The organism is Streptomyces sp. Inha503, assembly GCF_047215865.1.
GTDB classification, from domain to species: domain Bacteria; phylum Actinomycetota; class Actinomycetes; order Streptomycetales; family Streptomycetaceae; genus Streptomyces; species Streptomyces lycopersici.
The window spans coordinates 1,032,739-1,050,283 of the sequence record NZ_CP178360.1 but is presented as its reverse complement, the minus strand read 5'-3'; the positions used below and the strand labels follow the sequence as shown (position 1 = coordinate 1,050,283).

The following is a 17,545-nucleotide window of genomic DNA, read 5'->3' as shown; positions in this document are numbered from 1 at the left end:
ATGGCCAGCGACGGATTCACCACGTGCCTGTGGTTCGACGGCCAAGCCGAAGAGGCGGCGCAGCACTACATCTCGATCTTCAAGAACTCCAGGCTCGGACGGATCACCCACTACACCGGGGTCGAGCCCGGCGGTCCGGCGGGGAGCGTGCTGACCGTCGAGTTCGAGGCCAACGGGCACAAGTTCGTGGGGCTCAACGGCGGGCCGCAGTTCACCTTCAACGAGGCCATCTCCTTCCAGGTCCACTGCGCGGACCAGGACGAGGTGGACTACTACTGGAGCAAGCTCTCCGAGGGCGGCGAGGAGGGCCCCTGCGGCTGGGTGAAGGACAAGTTCGGGGTGTCCTGGCAGATCGTCCCCACCGCCCTGCTCAGCATGATCGCCGACGCGGACCCGCGGAAGGCCAAGGGGGCCACCGAGGCGATGATGAAGATGGGCAAGCTCGACATCGCCGCGCTTCAGGCGGCGTACGACGGCGCGTAGTCCATCGTGGCGGGCGGCGGCCCGTACGGCATCCGGTCAGGCTGCCGTACGGGCGCGTCCGGCCTAGCGGCCGTGGATGAGGTCCGCGGGGTCGGTGTTGGCCCCGCAGAGCAGCACGGCGACCTTATCCCCGGGCCGCGGCCGGTAGGCCCCGGAGACCAGGGCCGACAGCGCCGTGGCAGCCGCGTGCTCGACCGCGATCCTGCGGTCGTCCCACAGTGCCTGGCGCGCGGAGACGATCGCCTCGTCGGACACCAGGACGGACCGCACCCCGTCCTTACGGGCCCACTCCAGGGCGGCCGAGGACACATGGCGGGCTCCGAGCGAGTCCGCCGCCACCGAGTCCACCGGGACGTCGACCACCGCACCGGCCTCCAGCGCGGCGTTCAAGGCGCGGCATCCGTACGGCTCCACGGCGACGACCCCCACCCCGCGCTCCAGGGCGGACACCGCGACCCCGGTGAACAGCCCGCCGCCCCCGACCGCCACCACCACGGTGTCCAGGTCGGGCCGGGCCTGGAGGATCTCCTCCATCACGGTGCCCGCCCCGGCGGCGATCAGCGGGTGGTCGTAGGCGTGGGACAGCAGGGCACCCGTCTCGGCGGCGTGCTTCTGAGCGGCGTCCCGCGCGTCGGCGTACTCGGTGCCGATCTGATGGACCTCGGCGCCGAGCCGGCGCAGCCGGTCCACCTTCACCGCGGGCGCGGTCTCGGGCACGAACACGGTGGCGGGCACGGAGTGCCGGGCGGCCGCCCAGGCGCACGCCAGCCCGGCGTTTCCACCCGAGGCGATGACGGCACCCGCGTCCGGCAGGGTGCCCGCCTCCCGGTGGGCCCTGATGAAGTTGAACGCGCCCCGTGCCTTGAAGGTCCCCGTGTACTGGAGGAACTCCAGGGCCAGCCATCCCTCGGCCGCGCCCCACGCCCCCTGCTCCACCGGCGCGAGCGCCACGGGTCGGATATGTCCCGCGACCCGCTGGGCCGCGGCTGTTACGTCCTCAATGGAAACAGTCACTGAAACACTGTAACAACCACTGGTACGCTCGGGGTGTGCGAAACAACCGGGACCGAGCCGACCAGCCCACCCTGGAGGCCATCGCCGAGGCCGCCCTGACCGTCGTCGACGACGAGGGGCCCGAGTCGCTGAGCTTCCGCAGGGTGGCGCAGCTGCTGGGGGTCTCCCACGCCACGGTCTTCCGCCGCTGCGGCGACTTCGACGGACTGGTGAACGCGTGCGCGGACCGGCTGGCCGCACGGATGCCGCTGGTGGGGCAGGACCAGGACTGGGCCACCGCCACCGAGGCCCGCTTCGCCGCGTTCTACGAGGTGCTGATCGAGCACCCCGGTCTTGTGGCGCTGCGGTCGGGCCGCGCGTGGTGGGGGCCGCATCTGCTGAGCCGCCTCGTGGAGCCGCAGCTGGCGCACAACATCGCCGCCGGAATGACCCCCGAGGCGGCGGTCCGGGTCTACCGGCGGCTGTATCTGCTCACCCTCGGCGCCGTGGCCTTCGTCGACCACCGCGACGCCAAGCGGGTCCGCACCGCCGCGCGCACCGCGCTCGCCGCGCTGGACCCCGAGGACTTCCCGGCCCTCACCGGAAACCTGGACGTCGTCCTGCCCGCCCTGACCGACCACGAGGTCTACCACGGCGCGCTGCGGCAGCTGATCGACGCCTCCGCGGCGGCCTGTCCCGGACGGTGACCGACGCGAAGCGGGGCGGGCCCCGAGTGGGCCCGCCCCGCCGCATGCCGAGGCGTGGCTACAGCGTCTGCTGCACCCGCTCCGCCACCAGCTTGATGAAGCGCGACGGATCGCTCAGCTCACCGCCCTCGGCGAGCAGCGCCATGCTGTAGAGCAGCTCGGCCGTCTCCCCGAGACCGCTGTCGTCCTTGCGCTCGGCGTGGGCCTTGCGCAATCCGCTGACCAGCGGATGGGTCGGGTTCAACTCCAGGATGCGCTTGATCTCGGGCAGGTTCTGGCCCATCGAGCGGTAGATGTTCGCCAGGGCCGGGGTGACATCGAAGGTGTCCCCGACGATGCAGGCCGGGGAGGTGGTCAGCCGCGAGGACAGCCGCACCTCCTTGACCTGCTCGCTCAGCGTCGACGTCATCCAGGAGAGCAGCTCGGCGAAGTCCTTCTGCCGCTGCTCCCGCTCGGCCTCCGCCTCCTCGTCCTTCTCCTCCTGGGAGTCGAGGTCGACCTGTCCCTTGGCGATGGAACGGAGCTGCTTGCCGTCGAACTCCGGCACGGCGTCGACCCACAGCTCGTCGATGGGGTCGGTGAGGAGGAGCACCTCGAAGCCCTTGTCCCGGAACGCCTCCATATGGGGGGAGCTCTCCACGATTGCCCGGGACTCGCCGGTCATGTAGTAGATGTGCTCCTGCCCGTCCTTCATGCGCTCGGCATAACCGCGCAGTGTGGTCGGCTGCTCGGCGTCATGGGTCGAGGCGAACGAACACACCTCGAGGATCGCCTCGCGGTTCTCCAGATCGCTGAGGAGACCTTCCTTGAGAACGCGGCCGAATTCCTTCCAGAAGGTCGCGTAGCGCTCCGCGTCGGAGGACATGATGTCCTTCACCGTGGAGAGCACCTTCTTCACCAGACGGCGCCGCATCAGCTGAATCTGGCGGTCCTGCTGAAGGGTTTCCCGCGAGACGTTCAGCGAGAGGTCCGCGGCGTCCACCACGCCCTTGACGAAGCGGAGGTATTCCGGCATCAGCGCTTCGCAGTCGTCCATGATGAAGACGCGCTTCACATAGAGCTGCACACCCCGCTTGCGGTCCTGCATATACAGGTCCTGCGGGGCCCGGGCCGGAATGAACAGCAGCGACTGGTATTCGAAGGTGCCCTCCGCCTGCATGCGGATGGTCTCGAGCGGATCGACCCAGTCATGGCTGATGTGCTTGTAGAACTCGTGGTATTCCTCGTCGGTGACCTCGTCCTTGGGCCGGGCCCACAGCGCCTTCATCGAGTTGACGGTCTCGAGTTCGGGCGCCTTCTCGTCGCCCTCCTCCTCCGTCTGCTCCGCCTCGTCCGCCGCGGCCGGGGCCTGGGCGGGGGCCATCCTGATGGGCCAGGTGATGAAGTCCGAGTGCTGCTTGACGATTTCCCGGATCTTCCAGGGCGACGCGTAGTCGTAGAGGTGGTCCTCGGTGTCCTCCGCCTTGAGCTTCAGCGTCACGGAGGTGCCCTGGGGGGCGTCGTCGAGCGGCTCGATCGTGTAGGTGCCCTCGCCGCTGGAGACCCAGCGGGTGCCCTGGCTCTCCCCGGCGTGACAGGTCTCCATGGTCACCTCGTCGGCCACCATGAAGCTGGAGTAGAAGCCCACTCCGAACTGCCCGATGAGATCCGCGGAAGCGGCCGCGTCCTTCGACTCCCGCAGCTCCTTGAGGAATTTCGCGGTGCCGGAGTTCGCGATGGTGCCGATGAGCTCCACGACCCCCTCATGCGACATGCCGATGCCATTGTCGCGGACGGTCAGCGTGCGCGACTCCCGGTCGATCTCGATCGCGATATGGAGATCAGAGGTGTCCGCCTGGAGGTTTTCGTCGCGGAGCGATTCGAGGCGCAGTCTGTCCAGCGCGTCGGAAGCGTTGGAGATGAGCTCGCGCAGAAAGACGTCCTTGTTCGAGTAGATCGAATGGATCATCAACTGCAGAAGCTGTCGTGCCTCGACCTGAAACTCGAAAGTCTCGACCCCTGTAGTCAACTGTTTCCCCTCGTGAGATAAGTGTCGACGCCATCAAGCACGGTGCGTCATCAGCAGCTTATCGAAGGTGAGGGGTGTCGAGCGGCCTTCCGGGCAGATGACGGACGGCCGCTCACGGAGCCGCATACGGTGGCCCCGGGCGGCGGGGCCGGGCGGCGGGGCCGGAGCGCGTCAGCCGCCGCCGCGCACCTTGCTCCAGTCCAGGGCCTCTGCGGCCTCGCGCTGGATTTCCTCGGCCGCCTCCCGGGCCTCCGCGGGGACGTCGCCGTGCTCCGCCACGAGGCTGTCGTAGATGGGCATGAAGTCTGATTTGTCTGTCGCGGTCATGTGGCGCACTTCCTTGGGTACGGATTCCGGGTCGGCTCCCGGCTACCCGATCTATCAAACAGGCATGCTTTGACGTCGATCACAGGGGGGCTCCCGGTGATCGACGGGCGCCCGGCGCGCCGGAACGCGCCGGGCCCCGGGGGTCAGTGCGCGGTGGCCGCCGCCTCCAGCACGAAGACCGGGATCTGGCGGTCGGTCTTCGTCTGGTAGTCGGCGTAGTCCGGGTATGCCTCGACGGCGCGCTCCCACCACCGGGCCTTCTCCTCGCCGGTGACCTCGCGCGCGGTCATGTCCTGCCGCAGCGGGCCGTCCTGCAACTCGACCCGCGGGTCGGCCACGATGTTGTGGTACCAGACCGGGTGTTTGGGGGAGCCGCCCAGCGAGGCGACGACGGCATAGGTGCCGTTGTGCTCCACCCGCATCAGCGGGGTCTTGCGGATCTTCCCGCTCTTCGCGCCCAGCGTGGTCAGGACGACCACGGGCATGCCCCGCATGGTCGTGCCCTCGGTGCCACCGGAACTCTCGATCAGCTCGACCTGATCGCGTACGAACTTCTCCGGGCTCGGCTCGTACTCACCCTGCAACGGCATGATGTCCGTCCCCTTGTCTCGTGTGCGAAGACTCGCCTTGCGTCTTCCCCGTGTGGATGGTCAACACGGGGAGTGCGCGAGATCATCCCGGCGGCTCCGGCCGCCGGGGCGGCGCTGCGAGGGGATCGGCCATGGGTCGGGGGTGTCCGTCATGCCGCCAAGCGGCGCCGGCCGGGGGAGGGCGAGGGGGCGGGGGTGGAGGTGGGGGTTTCCTGGTCACCGTCCCGCTCCGCTGCGCGCTTCGACTCATCGGAGTGACGTCCCTGAGGAGGGAAGGTCAGGTCCGGTACGTCGACGACCGGCGGCAGATCGGGAGTGAGCATTGGCTGCTCATTTCTGTTCATGGCCAGCGGGTACCCAGGCGCGGCGGACTCACCCTGCGATACCGGTCACAGTCGGACATGGCGGTCAGATCGATGGTTCGCGCCCGTGTGGGACGGATCGCCGAACGGCCGGTGTGCACCCCCGCGGCACACCGGCCGCCGTACACCGGCCGCCGCCCGGCGATCGGCGGCCGGTGTGGCCGGTTCAGCCCACGCGTTCGATGCGCGCGTTGCGGATCAGGAATTTGCCCGGCTCACGGACCTGCTCGAAGGCGGCGTTGTTGAGCAGGGCGCAGCTGCCCGAGGTCGAGGTGACGGAGACGGTTGTCGACTTGTCGTTGTCGAGATTGGTCACCTTGAGCTTGGTGCCGACCGGGAACTCATCGCTGGAGGCGGCCGGGGCCCCGCCCTCGCCGGACAGGGTGACGGTCGACCCCGCGCAGACGACCTCGCCGGAGGCGCCGGCGTCACCGGCGCCGGAGTCCGAGCCCCCCGCCGGCGCGGAAGCCGAAGCGGAGGCGCCGCCCCCGGCCGGAGCGGCTGCCTCGTCCTGGCCCGCGGCCCCCTCCGCCTGGCCCGCGCCCTCGTCGACGGCGCATCCCGAGGCCTGCTGCTTCCGCTTGATCTCCTCGATGACGGCCTGCCGGTTGGCTATCCGCGCCTGCGACTGCGCATCCGGATTGGCCTGCTGATCGGCGATGAACTTCTCGTTGTTGGCCAGTGCCTGCTCCAGTCCGGCACAGGCCGTCGAGGACTGTGCCGCGCCCTCGGTGCTGGCGTTACTGGTGGCGGCCAGCACCCCGGCGCCGGTGCCCGCCAGGGCCAGCGAACCGATCAGCAGGCCAAGCTTCTTCTTGCCGCTGAGCGTCCTTTTGCGTGTCATGTCGACTCCTTTTCGAGCTGTCCGCCATGCCATACGGGCGGATGCGGGAGTCGTCTCAGGGCCGGGCGGAAATTTTCGGGGAAATGTGGTTGAGAATTGAACGGTGGCGGGTTCTCCGGGCTCGACCTTAAAAGGGCCTTAAGGCTTCATGAAGCCTTAAGGCCCTTTCCGGAGGTGAGCGGATTTCATCAGTCCAGCCGCTGGTGCAGGAAACCCAGCGTGCTCTGCCAGGCGGAGGCCGCGGATTCCGCGTGATAGGACGGGCGCTCGTCATTGAAGAAGGCGTGACCCGCGGGGTAGAGCCGGAAATCCGGCTCCACGCCGGACTCCTCCCGCATGACCCGGCGCAGCCGCTCCAGATCGTCCAGCGGAATGGTGTTGTCGTTCTCCCCGAAATGGCCGAGGACGTCGGCCCGCAGTCCCGAGAAGTCCGGCAGCTCGCCCTGGATGACGCCGTAGAAGGGCACCGCCGCGCTGACCCGGGAATCGGCGGCGGCCAGATACAGCACGAAGCCGCCGCCCATGCAGAAGCCGACCGCCCCCACGGTGGCGGAGGTGACCTCGGGCCGGCCGAGGAGATGGTCCACCGCCCCGGAGAGCAGCTCGACTCCGCGCCCCACCGGCAGTTCCCGCATCATCCGGTACGCCTCGTCGGCGTCATGGGCGACGTTGCCCCCGTACAGATCGGGCGCCAGCGCGACGAAGCCCTCGCGGGCCAGCCGGTCGGTGACATCGGCGATGTGATGGTCAAGGCCCCACCACTCCTGAATGACGATCAGCCCGGGGCCCCGCCCGGACGGTGGCAGCGTGAGGTAGCCGTGCGCGGTGGCTCCGGCACTGGGGAAGGTGACGTGTCGGCGGGCGGGGGAGCCGGTCGGCTTCGGGGCTTCGGACATGGCGGATCGCTCCTGTCGTACCGATCGTCGGTGGCCCCACCCATCGTAGGGACGGCCCGCGCCACCGGGGCGCGGCGCGCGCCGCCACCACGGGCGCCTAGAGGATTCCGCTCGTGGCGCGGCGGTGGGTGGAGCGGCGGTCGTCGATCTCGGCCCAGCGGTCGCCGTAGATGTTCTCGGTGATGCCCGGGTCCCGTACGAAGTCATGCGGGAAGCCCAGCGGCACCGCGCTGACCTCGTCCAGCCGTGCCACCGCGGCGGCGTCGAGCCGGATGTCGAGGGATCCGAGGGCGTCGGCTAGCTGGGACTCCCGGGTGACGCCGACGATCGGGATCACGGTGCCGGGGCGGCCGCGCAGCCAGGCCAGCGCCACCTGGGCCGGGGTCCAGCCGCCCTGTTCGGCGATCTCCAGTACCGCGGTGATGGTGGCCTCCTCGTTGTGTTCCGTGCGGTCGTCCCAGGTGCTGTGGGTGGTCAGCCGTCCCGGCTCGCCACGGCGGTACTTGCCGGTGAGCTTGCCGCCCGCGAGCGGGCCCCACGCCAGCACGGCCTGGTCGAAGGCGCGCGCCTGGGGCAGGAGTTCGCGCTCTGGGGTGCGCTCCAGCAGGTTGTAGCGCAGCTGTGAGCCCGCGAAGCAGGTCCAGCCGCGCAGCTCCGCGAGCGTGCAGGCCTGGGCGATCTCCCAGGCGGGCCAGTCGGACACCCCGAGGTACAGCACCTTTCCGGCCCGCACCAGATCGTCGAGCGCCCGCATCACCTCCTCCACGGGGGTGAAGTTGTCCCGGGCGTGTACCCACAGGACATCGAGGCGGTCGGTGCGCAGCCGCTCCAGGCTGTCCTCCACCGAACGCACCAGGTTCTTGCGGTGATTGCCCGCCGCGTTCACATCGCCCTTACGGGTGGCGCAGGTGTACTTGCTGGCCAGGACGAAACCTTCCCGGCGGCCCTCGAGCAGCTCGCCGAGGATGGCCTCCGAACTGCCGCCGGTGTAGTTGTTGGCGGTGTCGATGAAGTTGCCGCCCGTGTCCGCGTAGAGGTCCAGCAGCCGCCGGCTGGTCTCCTTGGCGGCTCCCCAGCCCCAGTCCTCGCCGAAGGTCATGGCACCCAGGCTCAGCTCGCTCACCCGGAGGCCGGTCCTGCCGAACAGTGTGCAGCGCACGGTGGTCCCCTTGCGTCGGTCGTGTGATGACGTGCGACGACGCTAGGAGTTGAAGAGCGCTCCAGGGCAACTCGCCGGGTGTGGCGGCGGTCGCCGCCACACCCGGCGAGGCGGGTCACGACACGGCCGAGGCGCGGATGTCGTGTCCGTCCGCGGTCAGACAGCGGCCCGTGGTCAGGTCGTAGCGCCAGCCGTGCAGGGTGCAGGTGAGCACCTCGCCCTCGACCTGCCCGAACCGGCCGAGGTCGGCGCGCAGATGGGGACAGCGCCGCTGCACCCGCCAGCCGTCCAGTTCGATGTCCTGGCCGTCGTCCTGGCAGGAGTCGTAGTAGTTCTCCACGTACTCGATGCGCTCCATCGACAGGCACTTGAAGAACACATACAGGAATTCGTTGTACGGCCCGACCCGGCTCGCGGTGAACCGCATCGACAGCAGCAGGCTGTTGGACCAGTCAACCTCGCGCCGCTCGATGTTGGTGGCCACCAGATCGGCCGAGGTGGACAGCGTGTAGCGGCAGCGCTCTCCGTCCCAGAGGCGGACCTCCCGGGCCGGGAAGTCGATCACGATCGGCACCTCGCCCACATCCAGCCGCGCCGGGCCGCCGACGCCCGCGCAGATCCGGTCGGCCCTGGTCAGCAGCGGCTCCCACCACTGCTTCAGCTCGGTCAGCAGCCGCTCGCGCGGTAGTGCGGGGGACCGTGAGGCGCGTTCCGAGGCGAGTGCGGGCCGCTGCCGGCGGGCGAACTCCCGCAAGTACGCTGGCTTCTCGCCGAAGATGTGCTCGATCTCCGCCTCGGTGTAGCGGTGGGTGAGCTTGCACGCGGTGTCCTCCGGCTCCGCCACCGTTCCCGGCAGCAGCAGATGCGCGGCCACCCGCGGGCGCGCCCGGCCCAGCTGGCGCAGGAACTCCAGCTGGTCCACGAAGATGCTCTCCCCGTCCTGGCCGGTGCCGTTGTGCTCGAAGAGCTCGTCGTCGAGGAAACACGGCGGACCCGCGTTGGGGAACACATGCTTGGCTTCCACCGCGTCGATGTAGCGCAGCGCCCGGTCGAACTGCCCCTGCCGCTTGCGCGCGGCGAACTCCTTCTTGGCGGAGAGCGGCAGCTGGTACACCATCGGGTACCAGATCGCCCCGGAGAACTGGACGAAGTACGCGTCCACCTCGCCGAACTCCCGGATCGCCGCGATGTCCAGCGGATGGGCGTCGTTCTGGTTGAGCAGTACGGTCCGGCCGTCGTCCAGCGAGAGCGCGGAGTCGCCGATCGGGCCGTCCCCGGGGCCGGTCAGCGCGGTGATCATGATGCGCAGCCCGTCGCGCTCGACCGGTGTACCGGAGGGCGCGCGGAGGAAGTTGGTGAAACCGAGCGCGCTCAGCTCGCGTTCCAGCTCATCGGTGGCGAAGGCCGGAAGCAGCACGGTGATGTCCTTGCGCACGTTCCGGCGCAGGTTCTCCGCGTCGAAGTGGTCGCGGTGCAGATGGGAGACATACAGATAGTCCGCCGCGCGCCCGTAGTGTGCCCAGTCCAGATCGGTGTTGTCCGGGAACGGAAACCAGGAGCCGAAGAAGGCGGGGTTGAGCCATGGATCGCAGAGCACCGACCCCGCCGCGGTCTCGATGAACAGCCCAGCATGCCCAAGTCCGGTCACGCGCATACCACAGCACCTCAACCCGGTCGGTGATGTCCGATATCTCCACCGTGTCGGGGTTCATGGCCGTGTGCATCCGCGGCTGCGCTTGCCGGGTGGTGTGATCCGCCACCCGGGTCATATCGGTGTCTTCGCCGTGAGACTGTAGGCAGAAGGTGCGGATGAGGAGGGGCTGGGTGGTGCGGATCACGTTGGTCGCGCCCGCCGTCAACGCGGCGCTGCGGCAGGTGCGGTTCGACGACGCCCCGCCGGACGCGGCCGGGTTGCGCCGGGCCACGGCGGCGGCCGCGGCGCTGCCCCACCACGACACGGCGTTCACCGCGCCCTCCGAGCGTTGCCGCGGTACCGCCGCGGCCCTGGGGCTCGACGCCGCCGTGACGCCGGAGCTGGGCGATCTCGATGTGGGCCGCTGGCGGGGCCGTTCGCTGGACGAGGTGGGGCAGGAGGCGCCGGAGGAGGTCGCCGCGTGGCTGTCCGACCCGGCCGCGGCGCCGCACGGCGGCGAAACGCTGCTGGAGCTGGTGGAGCGGATCGGGGGCTGGCTGGATGCGCGGCGGGAAGGTCCGGCACCGGCGGCACCGGTCTCACCGGCCGCCGCCGGTGAGGCCCACCGGGGGAGTCCGCCCCCGGCCGCGTCGCCGCCACCGCCCGCCCCCGCCCGTGAGGCGCGGCTGCTCGCCGTCGTGGAACCGGCCGTGGTTCGGGCCGCGCTCGTCCACGCCCTCGGCCTGCCCGCGCCCGCCTTCTGGCGGCTGGACGTCGCCCCGCTGACCGCGACGGAGCTTAGCGGCCGCGCGGGCCGGTGGAATCTGCGCTGCGGACACCCACTGGCGGGGAGCGCGCCGTAACCAGGGGAGCGCGCCGTAACGGGGGGCGCCGCAACCAGGGGAGCGCCCCGCAACGAGGGGAGCGCGCCGTAACGAAATGATCTCTCCGATGGCGTGTCACCACCGGATGCGCTGTCGTGTCCTGATGGCATCCCCCACCACCGGGCTCCGCCCCGCCACCGCCACCCTCTGCGCCGCCGCGCTGGCGCTGCTCACCGCATGTGGCGGTGGCGGTGGCGGTGGCGACGATGAGACCAAGGGTAGCGACCGGGCCGGGAAGAGCACGGCCGCACCCGTCGTCACCCCCACCGCGACCGCTCCCGTCCCCCGGGGCAGGGGCAGCGCCCTGGCGGACGACCTCAATGGCGACGGCCGCCCCGAGCTCAGGATCCCGATCGCCTCCGACGACGAGGGACTCGGCGGCCTGCGCCGCATCGGCTATGTGTACGGCTCGGCGAAGGGCCCCGACCCCGCCGTCCGCACCGTACTCGGCCGGGACGACCTCTCCCTGCCCGCCAGCGCCGGGTGGCAGGGCACCGCGGGCGAGATGGACTCCGCGACCACCGCAGACCTCGACGGCGACGGCTACGCCGATGTGATCGCCACCGCCACCAAGGAGCGCGCCCCGGCCAGTAGCGAGCGCGTGCACATCACCACCCAGACGCTGCCCTACATCGCCTGGGGCGGCCCCGACGGGCCACGTCGGGGAACCCCCGCCACCCCGGTGCGGCTGGCCGACGCCGACGACGGCCTCGAGAACTCGCGGCCCCTGGCGACGGGCGACTTCAACGGCGACGGACACCACGATCTGGCCGCCGTGCGCCAGAGCGGCAAGGACTTCCATGTGCTGTACGGCCCGTTCGGCCGCGACGGCAAGGCCGCCCGTACCGAGACGTACGCCAACCCCCTCGGCCCCAGCGGCCAGATCGCGGAGCTGTACGCCGACGCCATCGACGGCGACCGACCCACCGATCTGGTGGTGCACGAGCAGGGCGACGGCGATCAGACGAAGTCCGCCCTGCTCACGGCGGGCCCGGACGGCCTCGCCTCCACCGGCCGTACCCTCCGCAAGGGCAACGCGATCGCCTTCGGTGACTTCGACGGCGACGGGAAGCGGGATGTGGCGGTCGCCGACACCGGCAGCCGCAATGACGAACCGGGCTATGAGACCGAACCCGCGGACGTCAGCCAGTCGGTGAGCGTGTACACCAAACGCACGGCCGGTTCGACCCCCGAGCCGATCAGGATCCCCGCCCTGGGCGGCGATGCGCTCGCCGCCGCCGACACCGACGGGGACGGCACCGACGAACTGGCCGTCTCGCTGCGCACCGGCGGCACGGAACTGCTGACGATCCGCCCGGACGCCCCCGGAGAGATCGCCCACCGCCGCACCCTCGACCGCACCGTCCCGTCCCGCGTGGACGGCCACGAGGTGCCGAAGAAGCGGCGTGCCGTCAGGCTCTACGGCGCCGGGGACTTCGACCACGACGGCAAGGACGAGGTCGTGCTGGCCTGGGGGCCGGACCCGCTGTTCGCGCTCTACGGTGAGAAGCCGCAGCGGTTCTGGGTGACCGACGGCACCGACGACAGGGTGGTGTTCACCAGCGCGCCCTATGGCGAGGACGCCTCATGAGCCCCGGTGCGCCACCGTACGTGTATCCGCGCGCACGACCTCTTCGCCCGGCCCGGCCGACGCCTTACTGTGGGCGTCAGTCGGCTGGGGAGGGGGAGGCGGATGACGACCGGGGGAACCTCCGGTGAGGACGAGCGGGGGAGTGGTCCGGAGTCGCCCCGGGGGACCGTGATCGGCGGCCGGTACGAGCTGCGCGGGCGCATGGGCAGCGGCGGCATGAACATGGTCTGGGACGCCTACGATGTGACGCTCGGCCGCCCCGTCGTCGTCAAGGAGCTGTGGCGGGGCGTCGATCCGGACCCGGAGGCGTACCGTCGGTGGCTCGAACGGTTGCGCCGTGAGGTCCGCGTCCTCGCCGCGACCGTGCATCAGCACCTGGCCGCCATCTACGACCTGGGCGAGAGCGACGGCCGCCTCTGGCTCGTCATGGAACGCCTCGACCAGCGTTCGCTCGCGAACCGGCTCAGGGATCGGGGCGGGCGGCTCCCCGTGTCCGAGACGGCCCGGATCGGCCTGGAGGTGCTGCGCGGGTTACGCGCGCTGTACTCGATGGGCGTGGCCCATGGGGATGTCGCACCGCGTAACGTCCTTTTCCGCCCGGACGGCCCCGCGGTGCTGGTGGACCATCTCGGCCTGACCTTCGCGGACGAGGACGCCATGGTCGGGACACCCGCCTACATGGCACCGGAACGCCTTACGTCCCCGTCCCCTCCGGCGGCCGGAGAGGCGATGCTCAAGGCCGACCTGTGGTCCCTGGGCGTGACCCTGTACGAGGCCGTCGAGGGCCACGCGCCGTTCCAGGGGACGACGGTGTTCGAGGTGATGCACGCGGTGCTCAACGACGCCCCGCCGCCCATGACATACGCGGGCCCACTGCGGCCGCTGATCGAGGGGCTGCTGGTCAAGGATCCCGAAGGACGGCTGACGGCCGAACAGGCCGAGGCGCGGCTGCGCGACCTGGCCCGGGGTGAGCCCATGTCCGCCCCCGGGGCCGAGGCGATGGCCCTCCCGGCCCCCGCGGATGCCGGGACGCGGTCGGCCCCCCGGGCGAGCGGCGCGGGCACCGGAATCCTCGCCCCGGTCGCGACCGTGCTGGGGATCCTGCTCGTCATGGCGGGGGCGGTGGCCCTGCCCTCACTGAGCCCGGGCTCCTGGGACGACGTTCCGGGATGGGTGGGGCCCGGGTGTCTCGGACTGCTGTGGCTGGGGCTCGCGGCGCGCGGCTTCGCGTCGGCCAGACAGCGGGACCGGCGGGCGCGCTGGTTCGACGCCCTGAGCCCGGACGCGGCGGAGGCGGCTGCCCGCCCGGCCGGGCCCTGGCGGGCGCTGCGCGAGGGATATCTGGCGTCCCTGGCCATCCCCCGGCCCCCGGCCCGGCGGGCGCGACGCCCGGTGGAGCGAGAGATGGAGCGGGACATGGCCGACTTCCTCACCGCGCTCGGTCCGCCTCCGCCACGGGCGGCCGGCCAGGACCCCGCACCCCGCCCGGACCGCCCGGGGGAGGCCCCGTGACCGAGAACACGAGTGAGAACCCGGTGCCGGGCGGTCCGCCGGAGACGGCGGTGCCCTGGGGCGACCGGCTGCCGGTGGAGCAGGCCAAGGAGTGGGAGGCGGTCAGGCCCGGCACGGTGGAGTGGATTCTCACCGAGCTCCAGCGGGAGCGTGAGCACCGCCGCCGCATGGACTGGGTCCACACGGGGCTTCAGGCGTTCGGCTCGCTCCTGGGCGCGGGCACGGTCGTGGCGTACATCTGGGTGGCCACGTACTTCCTCGCCCACGACGCCGCCACCCAGGGCGCGGCCATCCTCGGCGGCGGCACGGCCGCCCTGGTCGGGGGGTTCCTCGGCAAGCGCTACGGCGACCGGCGCTGACCCCGGGAGCCGCGGTCCGCCGTACCGGGATCCGCGGCTCCGGCCGGGGAGTGAGCAGGACGTCGCTTCCTTACGTATGAGGGGGCGGGCCTTCGCCGTCCGGGGCCCCCGGCTGGATCGACGTAAGGAGACAGGGTGGTGAAGCACATGCGGCGCGGCGTGCGCCGGGTCGTGCGGTTCGCGGCTGTCGGGGCACTGGTCTGTGGCGGGGTGATGGTCTCTCAGGCCGGGCCGGGCGGATCGGCCCACGGGACGACCGGAAGCGACGGTCCGAGAGCCCTGAGCGCGGACCGGACGGACGATGTGGGCGGACGGCTGGTGTCCGCGCTCGGCGCCTCCCGTACGGCGGGCAACTGGATCGGGGCCGACGGCCGCCCGGTGGTCGCGGTGACGGACGACACGGCGGCGGACGAGGTCAGCCGGGCCGGGGCCACCGCCAAACGGGTGCGCTACAGCATGGCGGACCTGGACTCCGCGACCGAGAAGCTGCGCTCGGCGCCCCGGGTGGCGGGCACCGCCTGGATGGTGGATCCCAAGTCCAACCAGGTGGTGCTGGTCGGCGACAGCACCGTCTCCACCGCCCGCTGGTCGAAGATGAAGGATCTCGCCGCGGAGGTGGGCGGCACGGTGCGCGCGCAGCGGACGGAGGGCTCCTTCACCACCAGAGCCGCCGGTGCCTCGCCCATGTTCACCAACGGCAGCCGCTGCTCGGCCGGTTTCAACGTCACCAACGGCCAGACCGGTTTCATCCTGACGGCGGGACACTGCGGCCCCAACGGCACCCCCTGGTTCACCGACGGCACCGGCTCCACCCGCATCGGCACCACGGTCCAGAGCAGCTTCCCCGGCAATGACTTCTCGCTGGTGCGCTACGACAACGCCTCGCTCGACCAGCGCAGCGTGGTCGACGTCGGCGGCGGCCAGACGGTCCGGGTCACCGGTGTGGCCGATCCGGTCGTGGGTCAGGAGGTGTTCCGCAGCGGCAGCACCACCGGGCTGCGCTCGGGCAAGGTGACCGGGCTCAACGCGACGGTCAACTACCCCGAGGGCACGGTCACCGGGCTCGTCCAGACCACCGTGTGCGCCGAGCCCGGCGACAGCGGGGGGCCGCTCTTCGCCCAGGGCGTGGCGCTCGGCGTCACCTCCGGCGGCAGCGGCGACTGCGACCGGGGCGGGGTGACCTTCTTCCAGCCGGTGACCAAGGCGCTGACCGCGCTCGGGGTGTCCATCCCGGGCGCCAAGGCCCAGAGCCCCAACCCGGCCATCGCCTCCGGCACATCCGGGAGTTCAGGGGGCGACGACGGCGTGTCGACGCTCGACGACGTCGTGGCGTACGCCCAGGGCTTCGGGCCCGGTCTGGTGGTCATCGTGGTGGGGTTCGTGGGACTGCTGTCGACGCTCACCATCCGGCCCCGGCGGCGCCGCTACCGCGGCTACTCCACCGGCTGGGGGTGAGCCGCCCCGGAGGCCTCCCGGGGCGGTGGCAGCGGGCAGACCGCGATGCCACGCTCGAGGAGGCTGCCCATGACGAGCAGATCGCCGAGCGCACACACGCTCGTGGCCATCCGGTACGGGGTCCGGCGCCGCACCAGATGGCGGACGACCCGGCCGTCGGGGCCGATCGCCAGGGCGCGCACCGTGCGCCGCGGGCGGGGCCGGAGCCGGGTGGCGACGGGCACCGCCGCCCTTCTGAGCGGGACGGGTGCGCGGTGCAGCAGATCGAGGGCGGGCTCCCGCGGCGCGGCTATGGCCACCCAGATGACACCGTCCGGGCCACGGGTGAGATTGTCCGGGAAGCCGGGCAGATCGCGGAGGAGAAGGTCCCGTTTCCCGGCCCGGCGGCCGGTCAGCCACAGCCGGCTGATCCGGTAGGCGCCGCTCTCGACCACGGCCACATACGACTCGTCGGCGGCGAGAGCGACCCCATTGGCGAACCGCAGCCCGTCCAGCACCACCTCCGGGCGGCCGCCCGGCCGCAGCCGGAGCAGTTGCCCGGTGGCGGTGTTCTCCAGGATGTCGCCGAGCCAGTCCTCCAGGCCGTGGCGGCGGCTGGACACGGTGAAGTACACCGTGCCGTCCGCCGCCGTGGCGACATTGCTGGAGAACCGCAGCGGCCTGCCCCCCACCTCGTCGGCCACCACCCGTACGGACCCGTCGTCCGGGCCGACCCGCAGCAGTCCGCGCCGCGCGTCGCACACCAGCAGCCCGCCGTCGGGGCAGGGGACGAGGCCCAGCGGCCGGCCACCGGTGTGCGCGAGCACTTCGGAGCGGACCAGCTCATGGTCCGGCGACAGCGTCAGCCGCCGGACGGCTCCGTCCGCCGTCCCGGTGAGGATCCGGCCCTCCCCGTCGACGGCGACATGTTCCGGCCCGTGCGCCTCCGGCGCCAGAACCCGCGGACACGGCAGCGGTTCGGCCGGTACGCGGGACCGTGTCCACGTACCGGCTCGCTCGCGCGGCATGGGCTCACACCGCCTTACGGGCCTTGGCGGCCCTGAGGCACCGCCGCATCTCCTCGGCGTAGGGCAGCACCACACAGGCGCCGATGCCGAGCCCGATGGCCGCCAGATAGCGCGCGGGCAGCGGATTGTCCTTGGGCAGCGGCTTCCAGTCCTCGGGCCGGTCCCCGCCGCGCAGCGCCGCGCGGACCTGGTCCCAGTGCAGACAGCAGGTGAACGCCATCGCCGACAGCGGCAGCACCTCCAGGAAGCTGTGGATGTGCTGCTCCACCGGGCGCACCTCGCGCTCCCCGGTGGCCAGGCTCACATCCCACAGCGCGGTGGCGCCATGGGCGACGGCCGCCCCGCCCATCAGCGACAGCACCAGCGGATTGACCCGGGCCAGCAGCCCCATCGCCACGGGGACACCAGCCTCCGTCATCATCAGGGCGTGGATCGCCGACTCCTTCGTGCCCGACGGCTCCTCGATCCTGGTCCGGCGGTGCATCAGCCAGTCCGCCACCGCCGGGACGAACCACAGCGGCATCACCCCGTACATCAGGAACCGCCGGTTGGCGTCCTCGACGTCCACGGCACCGCGCGGCACCTCCAGATCGCGTGGCCGCCGCCACCGCCGCCACGCGCGGGTCACCGGGCTACGGGAAGGAGTCATCTCGCCTCCAGCACGACGTCGGGGAAGTCGGGTGCCCTCTTCGTATCGCGGACAAACGGCCGCGGGAGGCTTCCACCCGTCCGGCG

18 protein-coding genes are annotated in these 17,545 nt (G+C 71.4%); 7 read left to right on the top strand and 11 right to left on the bottom strand.

Annotated elements, in window-relative coordinates; translation table 11 throughout:
- On the top strand, positions 1–483 hold the full coding sequence (locus ACJX2R_RS04795; RefSeq protein WP_413098922.1) for a VOC family protein: 483 nt from the start codon (positions 1–3) through the stop codon (positions 481–483).
- A 63-nt stretch (positions 484–546) separates the two neighbouring features.
- Here ACJX2R_RS04795 and ACJX2R_RS04790 read toward each other — a convergent pair whose 3' ends face one another.
- Positions 547–1,497, bottom strand: coding sequence for a threonine/serine dehydratase (locus ACJX2R_RS04790; RefSeq protein ID WP_413098921.1), 951 nt, complete (start codon positions 1,495–1,497; stop codon positions 547–549).
- 35 nt (positions 1,498–1,532) lie between these two features.
- Here ACJX2R_RS04790 and ACJX2R_RS04785 point away from each other — a divergent pair, with 35 nt between their 5' ends.
- Positions 1,533–2,183 (top strand): TetR/AcrR family transcriptional regulator, encoded by a 651-nt coding sequence (locus ACJX2R_RS04785; protein WP_413098920.1) that lies wholly within the window; start codon positions 1,533–1,535, stop codon positions 2,181–2,183.
- A gap of 58 nt (positions 2,184–2,241) precedes the next feature.
- Here ACJX2R_RS04785 and htpG read toward each other — a convergent pair whose 3' ends face one another.
- The 8 genes from htpG to ACJX2R_RS04745 form a co-directional block, all read right to left on the bottom strand.
- Positions 2,242–4,191 (bottom strand): molecular chaperone HtpG, encoded by a 1,950-nt coding sequence (gene htpG / locus ACJX2R_RS04780; RefSeq protein WP_413098919.1) that lies wholly within the window; start codon positions 4,189–4,191, stop codon positions 2,242–2,244.
- A 171-nt stretch (positions 4,192–4,362) separates the two neighbouring features.
- Positions 4,363–4,518 (bottom strand): hypothetical protein, encoded by a 156-nt coding sequence (locus tag ACJX2R_RS04775; RefSeq protein ID WP_413098918.1) that lies wholly within the window; start codon positions 4,516–4,518, stop codon positions 4,363–4,365.
- Positions 4,519–4,661: 143 nt separating this feature from the next.
- Positions 4,662–5,108 carry a nitroreductase family deazaflavin-dependent oxidoreductase gene (locus ACJX2R_RS04770; RefSeq protein ID WP_413098917.1) on the bottom strand — a complete coding sequence of 149 codons (447 nt, stop codon included), beginning with the start codon at positions 5,106–5,108 and terminating at the stop codon, positions 4,662–4,664.
- 149 nt (positions 5,109–5,257) lie between these two features.
- A complete protein-coding gene (locus ACJX2R_RS04765; RefSeq protein ID WP_413098916.1) occupies positions 5,258–5,431 on the bottom strand; it encodes a hypothetical protein in 174 nt (57 codons plus the stop codon).
- A 205-nt stretch (positions 5,432–5,636) separates the two neighbouring features.
- Positions 5,637–6,314, bottom strand: coding sequence for a hypothetical protein (locus tag ACJX2R_RS04760; protein ID WP_413098915.1), 678 nt, complete (start codon positions 6,312–6,314; stop codon positions 5,637–5,639).
- A 188-nt stretch (positions 6,315–6,502) separates the two neighbouring features.
- The gene (locus tag ACJX2R_RS04755) at positions 6,503–7,210 is read right to left on the bottom strand and encodes a dienelactone hydrolase family protein (protein ID WP_413098914.1); all 708 of its coding nucleotides are present in this window, start codon (positions 7,208–7,210) and stop codon (positions 6,503–6,505) included.
- 97 nt (positions 7,211–7,307) lie between these two features.
- Positions 7,308–8,369 (bottom strand): aldo/keto reductase, encoded by a 1,062-nt coding sequence (locus ACJX2R_RS04750; protein ID WP_413098913.1) that lies wholly within the window; start codon positions 8,367–8,369, stop codon positions 7,308–7,310.
- Positions 8,370–8,484: 115 nt separating this feature from the next.
- Positions 8,485–10,023: a Rieske 2Fe-2S domain-containing protein gene (locus ACJX2R_RS04745; protein WP_413098912.1), complete on the bottom strand. Its 1,539-nt coding sequence runs from the start codon at positions 10,021–10,023 to the stop codon at positions 8,485–8,487.
- Between the two features lie 170 nt (positions 10,024–10,193).
- Here ACJX2R_RS04745 and ACJX2R_RS04740 point away from each other — a divergent pair, with 170 nt between their 5' ends.
- From ACJX2R_RS04740 to ACJX2R_RS04720, 5 genes are all read left to right on the top strand, one after another.
- Positions 10,194–10,865, top strand: a complete 672-nt coding sequence (locus ACJX2R_RS04740) for a histidine phosphatase family protein (RefSeq protein ID WP_413098911.1) — start codon at positions 10,194–10,196, stop codon at positions 10,863–10,865.
- Between the two features lie 124 nt (positions 10,866–10,989).
- On the top strand, positions 10,990–12,477 hold the full coding sequence (locus tag ACJX2R_RS04735; protein WP_413098910.1) for an FG-GAP repeat domain-containing protein: 1,488 nt from the start codon (positions 10,990–10,992) through the stop codon (positions 12,475–12,477).
- Positions 12,478–12,579: 102 nt separating this feature from the next.
- Positions 12,580–13,989 carry a serine/threonine-protein kinase gene (locus ACJX2R_RS04730; RefSeq protein WP_413098909.1) on the top strand — a complete coding sequence of 470 codons (1,410 nt, stop codon included), beginning with the start codon at positions 12,580–12,582 and terminating at the stop codon, positions 13,987–13,989.
- Entirely contained in the window at positions 13,986–14,348 is a 363-nt protein-coding gene (locus tag ACJX2R_RS04725) for a hypothetical protein (RefSeq protein WP_413098908.1), read from the top strand. Before ACJX2R_RS04730 ends, ACJX2R_RS04725 begins: the two co-directional genes overlap by 4 nt.
- Before the next feature lie 138 nt (positions 14,349–14,486).
- Complete coding sequence (locus ACJX2R_RS04720) at positions 14,487–15,803, top strand: S1 family peptidase (RefSeq protein WP_413105772.1); 1,317 nt, start codon at positions 14,487–14,489, stop codon at positions 15,801–15,803.
- Here the strand turns inward: ACJX2R_RS04720 and ACJX2R_RS04715 are convergent.
- Both ACJX2R_RS04715 and ACJX2R_RS04710 read right to left on the bottom strand, forming a co-directional pair.
- Positions 15,782–16,810, bottom strand: a complete 1,029-nt coding sequence (locus ACJX2R_RS04715) for an SMP-30/gluconolactonase/LRE family protein (RefSeq protein ID WP_413098907.1) — start codon at positions 16,808–16,810, stop codon at positions 15,782–15,784. The genes ACJX2R_RS04720 and ACJX2R_RS04715 overlap by 22 nt on opposite strands.
- Positions 16,811–16,814: 4 nt before the next feature.
- A complete protein-coding gene (locus ACJX2R_RS04710) occupies positions 16,815–17,459 on the bottom strand; it encodes a diguanylate cyclase (protein ID WP_413098906.1) in 645 nt (214 codons plus the stop codon).
- Positions 17,460–17,545 lie beyond the last annotated feature (86 nt).